We start from the raw sequence: 15,224 nt of genomic DNA, 5'->3' as shown, positions 1-15,224 counted from the left end.
ACGAAAGGAGCTGTCCGGCAAACGCCGTGGCAGCTCCTGATCTATTTTTTCCAAAACCGCGACAGGCGGAATTCATGTGGGTCCACCACGGGCGCATCCCCGGTGACCAGATCCGCTGTCAGACGTCCCGCCGCCGGACCGATGCCAAACCCATGGCCGCTGTATCCGGTGGAGACAAACAACCCGGGCAGATCATCCACCTGCGAAATCACGGGCACTGCATCCGGGGTGACATCAATCAACCCGCCCCAGCTCTGCACCACATCGGCACCTTGCAATACCGGAAAGGCCCTTTGCGCCGCTTCCCAGCCCTGTTTGATCGCCTTTTGCGACGGTGCAGGATCAAGCACCCGGGCGTTTTCAAATGGCGTGGTCTGCTGTGGCGTCCAGCGCCGGTCCTGTGCAGCCTCTTCGCGCCACCGGCCCGACCCCGTGAGACGCAGCTGAAGCGAGCGCCATTCCTGCAGATAACTGGGAAGGAATTTCAGCCCCAGGCGCAGCGTATCGGGAACAATATCGACGATGTTTTCTGTGCCATTGGCAATGGTATAACCGCCATCCAGCCGCTTGCGCAGCGAAAAGCCATTGCTCCAGATCGCGGTTTCCGGCCCATCCTGAACCGCCGAGGTCCGCAGCACGGAATTCAAGACCTTGAGCTGCGGCAGGGAAACCCCCGCATTGCCCAGAAACAGCCGCGACCAGGCGCCGCCCGCGACCACCACAGCCGAACAGGCCACCCGCCCCCGTTCGGTAATCACATTGCTGACCCGCCCCGCTTCGGTTTCAACCGCGCGCACCGCGCATTCCGTCATCACCTTGGCCCCTGCGGCCTGCGCTGCCCGCGCAATGGCATGGGTGGCCAATTGCGGCTCGGCACGCCCATCAAGCGGGGTGTAGTAGCCGGAGATCACTTTGCCCTGATATCCGGGCATCACCGGCTTCAGCAGATCACCACGCAGCATTTGCCCCGGCAGATCCAGCGCCGCCAGATGCGGTGCCCAGGTTTCCAGCTTTGCCTCTTCGCGTCCGCTTTCGGCAGTGTAGAGAATACCAGAGCGCTGATAGCCGGTGGGATGGCCAGTGCGCGCCTCCAGCCCCTCCCAGATTTTCATCGCCTCTGCCATCAGTGGCAGCTCGCGCGGGTCTCGCTGGGAAATCCGCACCCAGCCCCAATTGCGTGAACTCTGCTCGCCTGCAATCTGACCCTTTTCGCACAGCAACACGGAAACCCCGCGCTCGGCCAGTTCAAGTGCCGTCGAGGCACCAATGATCCCCCCCCCAACAACAACCGCATCAACGCGTTTGGGCAGGGCAAGATCGGCTTGGAAATAGGGCAGCTTAGGTCCAGGCATGAGATGGTCTATGCCGCGCCGCTGGCTTTTGGTCCAGAGGACAAAACAGCCCCCCGGCAGGCCGGGAACAAAATGTGATTTTTCGGACGCATGGTTGGCACTCTTGGGACATAGCTTTTTGTGTGAAGCGAATAAAATCAGGCCAAATCAGGTGCCAAAGCACCAAGATCACGCGGCCTGGTCTCAATATAATAGTTAAGAAGAGTCACGAAAACGATTGACAATAGGGTAGCGCCGATCAAGCCAAAAGGCGCGTGGAGACAGCCGTGCACCCGGGGCCGACTGAAAGCGTTTGTATTCACTGATATAAATCAGATGCTCGACCCGCTTGGCTGTTTCGCGCGCGAAACCTTTGGCCACACAATCCGCGATTGAGCCGTCCTGATCGACCAGAATCTCCAGAATGGCGTCCAGCTCGGGGTAGTCCGGCAGGCTATCGCTGTCTTTCTGGTCGTCGCGCAATTCAGCCGAGGGCGGTTTGTCGATCACATTGGGGCGGATCACCTCACCTGCCGGCCCCATCATCCAGGGGCGGTGATTGCCATTGCGCCAGCGGCAAGTTTCAAACACCCGGGTTTTATAGAGATCCTTGATCGGGTTGTAGCCACCGTTCATGTCGCCATAAATGGTCGCATAGCCAACGGCCACTTCGGATTTATTGCCGGTGGTGAGCAGCATCTCGCCAAACTTGTTCGACATCGCCATCAGCAACAGCCCCCGCAGGCGGGACTGGATGTTTTCCTCGGTGAGGTCTTCATCGCGCCCGGCAAACAGCGGCGCCAGCGTGTTTGAGATGGCACTGCGGCCTTCGGCAATGGGCACATAATCGTAATGCACCCCCAGGGCTTCGGCCACGGCCTCGGCGTCATCCAGCGATTCCCGGCTGGTGTATTCAGAGGGCAGCATCACACAGCGCACATTTTCGGCGCCAATCGCATCCACGGCAATGGCGGCAACAATGGCGGAATCCACCCCGCCCGACAGCCCCAACAGCGCCTTTTTGAACCCGGTCTTACCCATGTAGTCACGTAAGGATTCGACCATGGTGCGATAGTCCTGCTCCCATTCATCGGGCAGATGGGCCTTTTCGCCCTCAACAGCGCGCCAGCCGTCGGGGGTGCGCTGCAGATCCAGCTGGGTTATTGCCTCGTCAAACACCGGCATTTGCAGCGCCAGAGCCCCGCCGGGATTCAACACAAATGTGCCGCCATCAAAGACCTGGTCATCCTGACCGCCAACCAGATTGAGATAGATCACCGGCAGGCCCGTCTCTACCGCGCGGGCCACCATGTGATTCTGCCGCACTTCCATCTTGTTGCGGTAATAGGGCGAGCCATTGGGAATCAGCAGGAATTCAGCGCCGGTCTCTTCCAGAGTTTCCGCCACGTCCTCGTGCCAGCCATCTTCGCAGATCGGCGAACCAATGCGGGTATCGCCCACCGCATAAGGACCGCCCAGAGGCCCCACATCAAAAATCCGCACCTCGTCAAACACGGTTTCATTGGGCAAATGGTGCTTCAGACACTGCGAAGAAATCTTGCCGTCCTTGAGGATCAAATAGGCATTAAAGAGCTTATCCCCGTCGACCCAGGGACAGCCAATTGCCAGCGCCGGACCATCAGCGCAGTCCTGTGCCAGCTGTTCGGCGGCGGCCATAGCGGCCTGTTGGAACACTGGCCTCATCACCAGATCCTGAGTATTATAGCCGGTCAGAAACATCTCCGGCAGCGCCACCAGATCGGCCCCGGCCTTGCGCCCCTCGGCCCAGGCCGCCCGCGCCTTTGCAGCATTGCCAACAAGATCCCCGACGGTGGGATTCAATTGCGCCAGTGTCACCCGGAAACGATTAGCCATTCTGCACAAGCCCTTTGCAAAACATGTTGCAAGTCGTTTATCAGATCAGGAGCCAAGGAAAAGGGCCGAGTGCAAAAGACATTGCGACACGCGTGTTGCTCGCTTAGTTTCCTAGCAAGTCGCCCAGAAGTCACCCATTGGCAAACGCAAATCCCGCGCTGGTTTCAGACTGGCACAGGTAAGACAGAGGTTTTTATGACCGGTTACAGCAGAACGCTTGCGATCCTTTCCTTTCTGACCCTGGCCAGCGCCACCGGCAGCCCCCTCTGGGCCCAGGATGGCACCATCATCACCAGTGAGGACGAAATCGGCGGGGTCTATGAGGGCACCTTCCGCGGCGGCGTGCAGCATGGCACCGGCACCTATCGCCTGCCCAATGGCTATGAATACTCTGGCGACTGGGTCGATGGGGAAATTCTCGGCCAGGGGGTTGCACGCTTTCCCAATGGCGCCGTCTATGAAGGCGAGTTCGTCAAGGGAAAACCCGAAGGTCTGGGCAAGATCACGCTCTCGGATGGCGGCACCTATGAGGGCGAATGGATGGCCGGCGTCATCAATGGCCAGGGCGTCGCAGTCTATGCCAATGGGGTGCGCTATGAGGGCAGCTTTGTGCAGGGGGAGCACCAGGGCAAAGGGGTGATGCAAAACCCCGGCGGCTATGAATACGACGGGGATTGGATCGAAGGACGCAAAGAGGGGACCGCCACCATTACCTATCCCGATGGCGCCACCTATCAGGGCGATATTGTCGATGGTTTGCTGCATGGCACCGGCACATTGCAGATGCCCGACGGGCTGCACTATGAAGGCGAGTGGGTCGGCAATCAGATGCACGGCATCGGCACCCTCACCCAGCCCAACGGCGATGTCTACACCGGTCCGCTCGACCAGGGGCGGCGCCAGGGGATTGGCACCCAGACCCATGCCAATGGCGACGTCTATGAAGGCATGTTCCAGGATGACCTGCGCCACGGCACCGGCACCTTTACCAAAACCGACGGCTATACCTATACTGGCGACTGGCTGGCCGGCCAGATCGAGGGCAATGGCCGCGTCACCTATCCCGATGGCTCGGTCTATGTGGGGCAGTTTCAGGATGATCTGTCCCATGGCACCGGCAAAATCACCTATCCGGATGGCTCGACCTATGAAGGCGACTGGATTGCCGGGGTGATCGAAGGCAATGGCACCGCCACCTATCCCAATGGGGTCACCTACACGGGCGCGTTTCAGAATGCCCGCAACCATGGTCAGGGCGTCATGACGGACGCCAGCGGCTATCGCTATGATGGCGGCTGGAAGGATGGGCAGCGCCACGGCGAAGCCCGCGTCACCTATGCGGATGGCTCGATCTACAGCGGTAGCTTCGTGAACAGCCAGCGCCATGGCAAAGGCAAGATCGAGATGCCCAACGGCTTTACCTATGAAGGCGACTGGAGTGAAGGCAAGATCACCGGCTCAGGCACTGCCACCTATGCCACCGGAGATGTCTACGTCGGCAGCTTTGTGAACGGCAAACGCCAGGGGGCCGGCACCATGACCTATGTCAGCGGCCAAACCGTCAGTGGCGAATGGGACAAGGGCGCGCCCCCCAGTGCAGATGGATCGGCAGCCGAGGCCGAGGGAAACACCGCCGACGACACCTAAGCCCCCATCGGGCAAGGCCAAGATCGGTGCCGACGTGTCAATCTTGGCCTGCAATCGTGGCCTGACAGTGCGGATGCAACAGCAACGGGTTGAGCCCGCATCGCCAAGACCTGCCCCAAGGCAACAGTAAGGCAGCAGCACGCCGCTCAGCGTTGCCGCGGTATTGGGCCCTTGCCGCTGTCCAGAGCAGCAAAATTCTCTCTTTTCATTCACCCCTGCCTCTGTATAAATCACCCCATGACCATTTGCGCAGATATCCCCATGACCAACGCCGCGTCGCGTGCTGTGTCTCTGCGCGCCCTACTACTGCTCCTAGTCCGCCTCTGAGCGTGCCTTTTGGCGCGTCCGCTCAGAGGAGAATGGATTTACGCGTCAGAACACACCCCCAGAAATGGACTTCAGGACAGAGCTAGAAAGATTTCAAAATGACAAATGTTACCGACAAAGGTCGCGTGCTGATCTTCGACACCACCCTGCGTGATGGCGAACAGAGCCCCGGCGCCACCATGACCCATGACGAAAAACTCGAGATTGCCGAGCTGCTGGATGACATGGGCGTCGACATTATCGAAGCCGGCTTTCCCATCGCATCTGAAGGCGACTTCAAGGCGGTGAGCGAAATCGCAGAGCGGTCAAAGAATTCGGTGATCTGCGGACTCGCCCGTGCCAATTACAAAGACATCGACCGCTGCGCCGAGGCCGTGCGCAACGCTGCGCGACCGCGCATCCATACCTTTATCGGCACCTCGCCGCTGCACCGCGCCATTCCCAATCTTTCCATGGATGAGATGGCCGACAAGATCCACGAAACCGTCACCCATGCGCGCAACCTGGTGGACAATGTGCAGTGGTCACCGATGGACGCCACCCGCACCGAGTGGGACTACCTGTGCCGGGTGATCGAGATCGCCATCAAGGCTGGTGCGACCACCATCAACATCCCCGACACTGTCGGTTATACGGCCCCGGCTGAGAGTGCTGATCTGATCAAACGCCTGATCGAAACAGTTCCCGGCGCCGATGAGGTGATCTTTGCCACCCATTGTCACAATGACCTTGGCATGGCGACGGCAAACTCGCTGGCGGCCGTGGCCGGTGGTGCGCGTCAGATCGAATGCACCATCAATGGCCTGGGTGAACGGGCCGGCAATACCGCGCTCGAAGAGGTGGTGATGGCGCTGAAAGTACGCAGTGACATCATGCCCTGGGTGACCGGCATCGACACCTCCAAGATCATGCATATCTCGCGGCGCGTTGCCACTGTTTCGGGGTTCAACGTGCAGTTCAACAAGGCCATCGTCGGCAAGAACGCCTTTGCCCATGAAAGCGGCATCCACCAGGATGGCATGCTCAAGAACAAGGAAACCTTTGAGATCATGCGCCCCGAAGATGTGGGTCTGGCCGGCACCTCGTTGCCGCTTGGCAAACACTCGGGCCGCGCGGCCCTGCGCGACAAGCTCACCACTCTGGGGTTTGAAGTCGGCGACAACCAGCTGAAAGATCTGTTTGTGCGCTTCAAAGAACTGGCCGACCGCAAGAAGGAAGTCTTTGACGACGATATTGTCGCCCTCATGCGGGTCGGTGAGGATGCCGAAAATGACCATCTGCAGCTGGTCTCGATGAAGGTTGTCTGTGGCACTGGCGGCCCGGCAGAGGCAACGGTTGAGATGGAAATCGACGGCAAAGACCTGACAGCGGTGGAAAGCGGCGACGGCCCTGTGGATGCCACCTTCAAGGCGATCCGCAAGCTCTATCCAAACACCGCCCGCTTGCAGCTGTATCAGGTGAACGCAGTGACCGAAGGCACCGATGCCCAAGCCACTGTTTCGGTCCGGCTGGAAGAGGACGGCATCATCGCCACCGGCGAGAGCGCCAATACCGATACGGTTGTGGCCTCGGCCAAGGCCTATATCAACGCGCTGAACCGGGTGATCGTGCGGCGCGGCAAAGTCGGCGAAGGCGTCGACACCCGCGAGATTTCATACAAAGACGTCACCTGAGGGTAAGCCTCATGGCAGCGTGACAGCATCATGCGCCGCACAGCAGTGTGGCGCATGATGTGCAAATACCCGACGACAGGCAAAAACCCCGCAGCTCAGCTCAGCGCTGCAAAAAGCGCGTCCAGGCGGGCGCATTCGGCCTCGGTGCCGAAGGGCGTATTGACCACAAACATGCCAGAGCCAATCATCCGGTGCCCTTCGCGCGCTGGTGGAAACCGCACCTCGTGACGCAGGGCACCGGGCAGGTTCTGGTTTTCCAGCGCCCGCAGCATCGGCCCATGGGCACCATCCTTCAGGATCGGGTACCACAGGGCAATAATGCCGACGTTCCACTTGCGATGCAGAGTGGCGATAATGCCGGGGATGCGGCCATAGTCGCTTTTGATTTCATAGCTTGGATCAATCAACAACACGCCACGCCGCGGGGTGGGCGGCGCCAGGGACTGAGCCAGCTCAAACCCGTCCTGCAGATGCACCTTGGCCCGCCCCCGTGGCAGCGCCTGCCGCAGGGCGTCATGTTCGCCGGGGTGCAGCTCGGCAAAATGCAGGCTGTCCTGCGGGCGCAGCAGGGTCGAGGCAATCAGCGGCGAGCCGGGATAGGCCATATCGCCATGTGCCGCCTGACAGGCCGCCAGCGCCTGGCGCAGCGGATGCTCGGCTGGCAACAGACCATCGTCCAGAATGCGATCAATGCCCGCCGCCGCCTCGCCGGTTTTCACCGCCTCCGGCGCATCCAGATGGTACAGCCCCCGCCCGGCGTGGGTTTCGATATAGCTGACCGGTTTGTCCTTGCGGGTGAGGTAGGACAGAATCACCGCCAGCAGCGCATGTTTCTGCACATCGGCCAGGTTTCCGGCGTGATAGATATGTTGATAGGATAGCATAGCACCGGCTTTAGCGTGAAATTGCCCCATGCGAAACCTCGAAAGACCCCCGGCGGGAGCTCGGTGGGATCTCGGCGGGATCTCGGCACCTGCCTGCTTGCGGCGATCTCTGCCCATTGCCCTGCCGCCAGCAAAGCACAAGTCCGATGCCCAGAATATCGCCCAGGCCGGCGAAAAGGCGCTAGTTGACCTTAAAACGCCCTTTCGCGGCAGGGCTGCGCTGGTATAAGACCTTGATCTGCGGCCCTCGCGGAGTCGCCCCACGTTGCAGTTCAATAGGATCCTATTTTTATGGCGCTTTTCGGAAATCTTGGCGGTTTGTTCACCACGGACATGGCCATCGACCTCGGCACCGCAAATACGCTGGTCTATGTCAAAGGCCGCGGCGTGATCCTTTCGGAACCCTCTGTGGTGGCCTATCACATCAAAGACGGGGTGAAAAAGGTTCTGGCAGTTGGCGAAGACGCCAAGCTGATGCTGGGCCGGACCCCGGGCAGCATTCAGGCGATCCGCCCCATGCGCGAAGGGGTGATTGCCGATTTTGACACTGCCGAAGAGATGATCAAACATTTCATTCGCAAGGTGCACAAACGTTCGCCTTTCTCCCGCAAGCCAAAGATCATTGTCTGTGTGCCCCATGGTGCCACCCCAGTTGAGAAACGCGCAATTCGCACCTCGGTGCTGTCTGCGGGGGCTGGACGCGCTGGGCTGATCGCCGAACCCATTGCCGCTGCCATTGGCGCTGGCATGCCCATCACCGACCCCACCGGCAACATGGTTGTTGATATCGGCGGCGGCACCACCGAGGTTGCGGTTCTGTCGCTGGGCGACATCGTTTATGCACGCTCGGTGCGTGTGGGGGGCGACCGGATGGACGAAGCCATCATCTCTTACCTGCGCCGCCAGCAAAACCTGCTGATCGGCGAAGCCACCGCCGAACGGATAAAGACCTCGATCGGCACCGCCCGGATGCCCGACGATGGCCGCGGCCAGTCGATGCAGATCCGCGGGCGCGACCTGCTGAACGGCGTGCCAAAAGAAATCGAAATCAGCCAGGCCCAGGTCGCCGAAGCCCTGGCAGAACCGGTACAGCAGATCTGCGAAGCGGTGATGACCGCACTCGAAACAACACCGCCGGATCTGGCCGCTGACATCGTCGACCGGGGCGTAATGCTCACCGGGGGCGGTGCGCTGCTGGGGGATCTGGATCTGGCGCTGCGCGAACAGACCGGGCTGGCCGTCTCGATTGCGGATGAATGCCTGAACTGTGTGGCACTTGGCACCGGCAAGGCGCTGGAGTTCGAAAAGCAGCTGCGCCACGCCATCGACTACGACAGCTAAGCCAACACCTGCCCTGCCCGCGCAGAACCATGCGGGGCAGTGACAGCCGTCGGAAAGGAGCCCCTTGGCCAAAGATCGCTCCCAGCGCGAAGACTATACAACCCCGCTGCGCCGCCTGCTGGTGGTGCTGGCCTGTCTCTGTCTGGCTGCACTGTTTCTGGTCTGGAGGATCGACAGCCCAAGGGTCGAACGGTTTCGCGCACAGCTGATCGACGCGGTGGTGCCCAATATGGACTGGGCCATGGTGCCGGTAACGGGGGCCATCAACCTGTTCCGGGATTTCCAAAGCTACCAGCGTCTGAGCGACCAGAACCGCGAGCTGCGTTCTGAGTTGCGGCAGATGCGGGCCTGGAAAGAGGCCGCCCTACAGCTGGAGCAGGAAAACGCCCGGCTGCTGGATCTGAACAACGTGCGGCTTGATCCAAAACTCACATTTATTACCGGCGTGGTCATGGCTGACAGTGGCTCGCCGTTTCGTCAGTCGGTGATTTTGAACGTGGGCGCCCGCGACGGCATCCAGGATGGCTGGGCCACCATGGATGGCATCGGCCTGGTAGGGCGCATTTCCGGCACCGGGCGCAATACGGCCAGGGTGGTGCTGTTGACTGATGCCGCCAGCGCGGTGCCCGTCACCATCCAGCCTTCGGGGCAGACCGCGCTGGTGACAGGCGACAACAGTACTGCCCCCCTGCTCACCTTTTTGGAAAATGATGATCTGGTGCGCCCCGGCGACCGGGTGATTACCTCTGGCGATGGCGATGTTTTTCCCGCCGGTCTGCTTGTCGGGCAGGCAACGCTGGATCGCAGTGGCCGCATGCGGGTGCGGCTGTCGGCAGATTATGAACGGCTGGAGTTTCTGCGGGTCCTGCGCCATCATGGCACCCAGGTCATCCGCGATCCCGGCGGGCTGATCGTCCCGGCCCCCGGCGCCAATACCCCCAGATCCCGTCCCGGCGATCTTGAGCTTGGCACCACAAATAGCCCCGCCGACGGGGCGGTCGCTCCCAGTGGAAACGGAGCCGACAATGGCTGAGGTTACCCCCGGTAGAATTCATCTCATGCGGGTTGGTTTTGCAGCGCTTGCCTTTGTGGTCATCTTCTTTCACCTGCTGCCCCTGAACACCCAGGTCCGCAGCTGGGCGCCGCCGGATCTGATTATTTGCCTCGCCATGGCCTGGTCGCTGCGCCGCCCCGACTATGTGCCGGTGCTGCTTCTGATTCCGGTGCTGCTGATCGCCGATCTGCTGTTTCAACGCCCGCCCGGTTTGTTGACCCTGCTGGTGGTGCTGGGCTGCGAATTCCTGCGCGCGCGCGCGCAGCCACAGCATGAAACCACCTTTATCGCGGAATGGCTTTCGGTTGCCCTGGTGATCACCGTCATCACCTTGCTAAACCGCCTGACCCTGTCCATCTTTGCCATTCCCCGCGCCCCGCTGAGCTTGTCTGGGAGCGAAATGTTTGCCACAATTGCCTCCTATCCGCTGGTGGCCCTGTTCAGCCAAAGCCTTCTGGGCGTGCGCAAACTCTCTGCCGCCGAAGCCGAAATTCTGGAAGCCCGAAAATGAGACGTTCCCCCAAAGATCAGGAAGGCGCCCACCGCAAGCTGAGCCGCCGCGCCCTGCTGCTGGGGGGGATGCAACTTGGCCTGGTGGGGGCGCTGGCCGCACGGATGCGGTACTTGCAGATCGACCAGGCGGACCAGTTTCGCCTGCTGGCCGAAGAAAATCGCATCAATATCCGCCTGCTGGCGCCGGCACGCGGCGAGATCTTTGATCGAAACGGTCGGGTGTTGGCCCATAACTCGCCCTCTTACCGGATTATCATCGTCCCCGAAGATGCCGGCGACGTTGAGCAGGTCATCGGCAAGCTGTCTGAGCTGATCCCCCTGCCGCCCGAGGACATCGAGCGCGCCCGTACTGAAATTCGCCGTGGCCGCCCCTTCCTGCCGATTACCCTGGCCGACCAGCTGAATTGGGAGGACATCTCCAAGGTTGCGGTGAATGCCCCCGCCCTGCCTGGCATCACCCCCGAGGTGGGCCTGACCCGGATCTATCCCCAGCTTGATGATTTTGCCCATGTGGTGGGCTATGTAGGTCCGGTGTCGGATTATGATCTCAGCAAACTGGAAGCGCCTGATCCCATCCTGCGCATTCCGCGCTTTCAGATCGGCAAGGTCGGGTTTGAGGCCAAGCGCGAAGACATGCTGCGCGGCACCGCCGGGGCCAAACGCATCGAGGTCAACGCCGGTGGCCGGGTGATGCGCGAGCTGGACCGCAAAGAAGGTCAGGCTGGCGCTGATATGCAGCTGGCAGTGGACACGGAGCTGCAAAATTATGCCCAGGCGCGGCTCGGCAAAGAAAGCGCCGCCGTGGTGGTGATGGATTGTGAAAACGGCGATCTGCGCGCCATTGCCTCAGCGCCGAGTTTTGACCCCAACCAATTTGTGCGCGGCATCTCAGTGGCCGACTACCGCATGCTGACCGACGATCCCTACCGGCCATTGGCCAACAAGACCGTGCAGGGCACCTACCCTCCCGGTTCGACCTTCAAGATGGTGACCTCCCTCGCTGCCCTTGAAGAGGGGTTGATCGGGCCGGAAGACACTGTCTATTGCCCCGGCCACCTAGAGGTCTCTGGACGTAGGTTCCACTGCTGGAAACGCGCTGGTCACGGCCATGTCGACCTCAACACCTCGCTCAAGCAATCCTGCGATGTGTATTACTATGACCTTGCGATCAAGGTCGGCATCGACAAGATCTCGGCCATGGCCAATCGGCTGGGGTTGGGGGTACGTCACGATTTGCCAATGTCAGCGGTGGCCAGCGGGCTGGCCCCCAACCGCGACTGGAAATCACGGGTAAAAGGCCAGGAATGGCTGGTGGGGGATACCGTAAATGCCTCAATCGGCCAGGGCTTTATGCTGGCCTCGCCGCTGCAACTGGCGGTAATGACCGCCAGACTGGCCACCGGGCGCAACCTGTCGCCCCGACTGATCAAATCCATTGATGGCATTGAGCAACCCTCAGGTGCGGGTGAAAGCCTAGGCCTGAATGAAAACAATCTGCGCATGGTTCGCCGTGGCATGTATTCGGTCAGCAATGACCGGCGCGGCACCGGCTACCGCTCGCGCATTATCGCCGAAGGCATGCGCATGGGGGGCAAGAGCGGCACCAGCCAGGTGCGCAACATCACCGCCGCCGAGCGCGCCGCCGGGGTGATCCGCAACAAGGATCTGCCCTGGGAGCGCCGGGACCATGCGCTTTATGTCTGCTTTGCCCCCTTTGACGACCCCAAATTTGCGGTTTCGGTGATTGTCGAACACGGCGGCGGTGGCTCCAGCGTCGCAGCCCCGATTGCCCGCGATGTGATGTTGCAAGCGCTTTATGACGGCACCCCACCGCTGGAGGCCTACCCCAAAGGCGACCGCAAACGGATCAAGGCGCAGCAGGACAGGTTAGCGCGCGAGCGTGCCAAACGTGCCGAAAACCCGGACAGTGACCGCGCATGAGTTATCTAGAGTATAACGCCAAATCGACGCCCTCGGGCCTGCGCAAGATCTTATACCTGAACTGGCAGCTGACCCTGTTGCTGGCCTCGGTGGCCGGGGTCGGCTTTTTGATGCTCTATTCCGTGGCGGGCGGCTCCTTTTCCCCCTGGGCCGAACCGCAGTTCAAACGCTTTTTGCTCGGCATGGGCGTGATGCTGGTGGTGGCCCTGATCCCGATCTGGTTCTGGCGAAACATCTCGATCCTGGCCTATCTGACCTCCGTTGTCTTGCTCTTGGCGGTTGAGTTCTTTGGCACCGTCGGCATGGGGGCGCAGCGCTGGATCGACCTGGGGTTTATGCGATTGCAGCCCTCTGAGCTGATGAAGATCACTCTGGTTATGTTGCTGGCGGCCTATTACGACTGGCTGCCAGCTGAACGCAGCTCGCGCCCGGTCTGGGTCTTGGTACCGGTGCTGATGATCCTGTTCCCCACCTTCCTGGTGCTGCGCCAGCCTGACCTCGGGACCTCGATCCTGCTGATGGCAGCCGGCGGTGGGGTGATGTTTCTGGCCGGAGTACACTGGGCCTATTTCACCGCCGTCATCGCCGCCGGTCTCGGCCTGGTGGCGGCTGTCTTTCAAAGCCGCGGCACCGACTGGCAGCTGCTGAAGAATTATCAATATCTGCGCATCGACACCTTCCTCGACCCGTCACAAGACCCCCTGGGCGCAGGTTATCATATCACCCAGTCCAAAATCGCCCTGGGGTCCGGCGGCTGGTCCGGGCGCGGCTACATGCAGGGCACCCAATCGCGGCTGAACTTCCTGCCGGAAAAACACACCGATTTCATCTTCACCACCCTGGCCGAAGAGTTCGGCTTTATCGGCGGGCTCACCCTGCTGAGCCTCTATGTGCTGATCATCGTGTTTTGTGTAGCCACCGCGCTGGCGGCCAAAGATCGCTTCTCCTCTTTGGTGAGCCTCGGCGTCGCGCTGACTTTCTTTTTGTTCTTTGCCGTGAATATGTCGATGGTCATGGGGTTGGCGCCGGTGGTCGGGGTGCCGCTGCCGCTGGTCTCTTATGGCGGCTCGGCGATGCTGGTGCTGCTGGCGGCCTTTGGTCTGGTGCAAAGCGCCAATATTCACCGCCCGCGCTAATCCACCCCGCCGCCCTACAGGATCTGCTGCACACAGTTCAGCGCCTACTCCATCCTGCAGAAATTGCCCCCCGGCAGCAAATTGTAACCCCCAGGTGTCGACTGCATCACCCATCGGCCCGAACCAAAAGCGCCCAATCAGGAGCCCGCAACATGAGCATCTTTCACCTCGCCTACCACGTAGATGACCTGGACAAGGCCCGCGCCTTTTATGGCGGCCTGTTGGGATGTGTCGAGGGACGCAGCACCGACACCTGGGTCGATTTCAACTTCTTTGGTCACCAGATCTCCCTGCATCTCGGTCCGGTCTTTGCCACCAGCAAGACCGGCAAGGTCGGTGACCACATGGTCCCCATGCCCCACCTTGGGGTGATCCTGCCGCAGAAGGACTGGCAGGCCCTGGCGGACCAGCTGACCGCAGCTCGGCTTGACTTCACCCTGGCGCCAGTGACACGGTTTGCTGGCGAGCCCGGCGAGCAAAGCACCATGTTTTTCCATGACCCAGCCGGCAATCCAATTGAAATCAAGGGCTTCAAGGACATGACCGGAGTATTTGCCACATGATCAAGGTTCAGTTTGCCGCCCGCCCCGAACGCTGGGAAAGCTACCAGGCCCCGCTGAAAGCTGCCTTTTCCCAGGCCGGGCTGCAGGTGGATCTACGCCAGGATCACCCGGCAGCAGAGGTGGACTATGTGATCTATGCGCCCAATTCTGACCTGCAGGATTTTACCAGCTATACCGCCTGCAAGGCTGTGCTCAGCCTCTGGGCCGGGGTGGAGAAAATCACCGGCAACACAACCCTTACCCAGCCGCTGTGCCGCATGGTTGACCCCGGCCTGACCGCCGGAATGGTGGAATGGGTCACAGGCCATGTGCTGCGCTATCACCTGGATCTAGATCGCAGCCTCAATACCCAGGACCGCTGGGACCCGGTGGTGCCGCCCCTGGCCCAGGAGCGCCCGGTCACCCTGCTTGGTCTCGGCGCTCTCGGAACCGCCTGCGCCACGACCCTGGCCCAGCTCGGCTTTCCAGTCACCGGCTGGTCACGCTCCGCCAAATCTATCGCCGGGATCACCTGTGAACATGGCACCGAAGGCTTTCAAAACGCCCTGCAACAGGCGCAGATCCTCATACTGCTGCTGCCGGAAACCGCTGCAACAGAAAACACGCTCAATGCAGAAACCCTTGCCATGCTGCCCAAAGGCGCACGCATCATCAATCCCGGCCGCGGCCCCCTGATCGACGACGCAGCCCTGCTGGCAGCCCTGGACAGTGGACAAATCGCCCATGCCACCCTAGATGTTTTCCGTCAGGAGCCCCTCCCAATGGACCACCCCTTCTGGCCTCACCCACGCATCACGGTCACGCCCCATATCGCCGCAGAAACGCGGCCGCTGACAGCCGCACAGATGATTGCCAAAAACATCCATCGCGGCGAAAGCAGCCGACCCTTTCTCAACCAGGTCAATCGTCAGCTCGGCTACTGATCCACCCAAGCGGCAA

12 protein-coding genes are annotated in these 15,224 nt (G+C 60.8%); 9 read left to right on the top strand and 3 right to left on the bottom strand.

Annotated features, from left to right (window positions below; all coding sequences use genetic code 11):
- Positions 1 to 41: 41 nt before the first annotated feature.
- Both JZI28_RS02385 and JZI28_RS02380 read right to left on the bottom strand, forming a co-directional pair.
- Complete coding sequence (locus JZI28_RS02385; protein ID WP_375699118.1) at positions 42 to 1,352, bottom strand: NAD(P)/FAD-dependent oxidoreductase; 1,311 nt, start codon at positions 1,350 to 1,352, stop codon at positions 42 to 44.
- 195 nt (positions 1,353 to 1,547) lie between these two features.
- On the bottom strand, positions 1,548 to 3,206 hold the full coding sequence (locus JZI28_RS02380; RefSeq protein ID WP_375699117.1) for an NAD+ synthase: 1,659 nt from the start codon (positions 3,204 to 3,206) through the stop codon (positions 1,548 to 1,550).
- Between the two features lie 195 nt (positions 3,207 to 3,401).
- Here JZI28_RS02380 and JZI28_RS02375 point away from each other — a divergent pair, with 195 nt between their 5' ends.
- Both JZI28_RS02375 and JZI28_RS02370 read left to right on the top strand, forming a co-directional pair.
- The gene (locus JZI28_RS02375) at positions 3,402 to 4,853 is read left to right on the top strand and encodes a 2-isopropylmalate synthase (protein WP_375699116.1); all 1,452 of its coding nucleotides are present in this window, start codon (positions 3,402 to 3,404) and stop codon (positions 4,851 to 4,853) included.
- Positions 4,854 to 5,278: 425 nt separating this feature from the next.
- On the top strand, positions 5,279 to 6,853 hold the full coding sequence (locus JZI28_RS02370; RefSeq protein WP_348155199.1) for a 2-isopropylmalate synthase: 1,575 nt from the start codon (positions 5,279 to 5,281) through the stop codon (positions 6,851 to 6,853).
- 95 nt (positions 6,854 to 6,948) lie between these two features.
- On the opposite strand, the gene JZI28_RS02365 is transcribed toward JZI28_RS02370, so the two are convergent.
- Positions 6,949 to 7,737, bottom strand: a complete 789-nt coding sequence (locus JZI28_RS02365) for a 23S rRNA (adenine(2030)-N(6))-methyltransferase RlmJ (protein ID WP_375699115.1) — start codon at positions 7,735 to 7,737, stop codon at positions 6,949 to 6,951.
- A 291-nt stretch (positions 7,738 to 8,028) separates the two neighbouring features.
- Between JZI28_RS02365 and JZI28_RS02360 the strand changes: the two genes are divergently transcribed.
- From JZI28_RS02360 to JZI28_RS02330, 7 genes are all read left to right on the top strand, one after another.
- Entirely contained in the window at positions 8,029 to 9,078 is a 1,050-nt protein-coding gene (locus tag JZI28_RS02360) for a rod shape-determining protein (protein WP_009809486.1), read from the top strand.
- 64 nt (positions 9,079 to 9,142) lie between these two features.
- The gene (gene mreC, locus JZI28_RS02355; protein ID WP_375699114.1) at positions 9,143 to 10,111 is read left to right on the top strand and encodes a rod shape-determining protein MreC; all 969 of its coding nucleotides are present in this window, start codon (positions 9,143 to 9,145) and stop codon (positions 10,109 to 10,111) included.
- A complete protein-coding gene (locus JZI28_RS02350) occupies positions 10,104 to 10,643 on the top strand; it encodes a rod shape-determining protein MreD (RefSeq protein WP_375699113.1) in 540 nt (179 codons plus the stop codon). Before mreC ends, JZI28_RS02350 begins: the two co-directional genes overlap by 8 nt.
- Entirely contained in the window at positions 10,640 to 12,586 is a 1,947-nt protein-coding gene (gene mrdA, locus JZI28_RS02345) for a penicillin-binding protein 2 (protein WP_375699112.1), read from the top strand. The genes JZI28_RS02350 and mrdA overlap by 4 nt, the downstream gene beginning before the upstream one ends.
- Complete coding sequence (rodA, locus tag JZI28_RS02340) at positions 12,583 to 13,722, top strand: rod shape-determining protein RodA (RefSeq protein ID WP_375699111.1); 1,140 nt, start codon at positions 12,583 to 12,585, stop codon at positions 13,720 to 13,722. Before mrdA ends, rodA begins: the two co-directional genes overlap by 4 nt.
- A gap of 152 nt (positions 13,723 to 13,874) precedes the next feature.
- Positions 13,875 to 14,285, top strand: coding sequence for a VOC family protein (locus JZI28_RS02335; protein ID WP_295452566.1), 411 nt, complete (start codon positions 13,875 to 13,877; stop codon positions 14,283 to 14,285).
- Positions 14,282 to 15,208 (top strand): 2-hydroxyacid dehydrogenase, encoded by a 927-nt coding sequence (locus tag JZI28_RS02330; protein ID WP_375699110.1) that lies wholly within the window; start codon positions 14,282 to 14,284, stop codon positions 15,206 to 15,208. Before JZI28_RS02335 ends, JZI28_RS02330 begins: the two co-directional genes overlap by 4 nt.
- The last annotated feature ends 16 nt before the right edge of the window (positions 15,209 to 15,224 follow it).

It is taken from the genome of Pseudophaeobacter sp. TrK17 (genome assembly GCF_042192375.1).
Classification (GTDB): domain Bacteria; phylum Pseudomonadota; class Alphaproteobacteria; order Rhodobacterales; family Rhodobacteraceae; genus Pseudophaeobacter.
The sequence above is the reverse complement of the archived record's forward strand: the minus strand, read 5'-3'. Positions and strand labels throughout refer to the sequence as shown.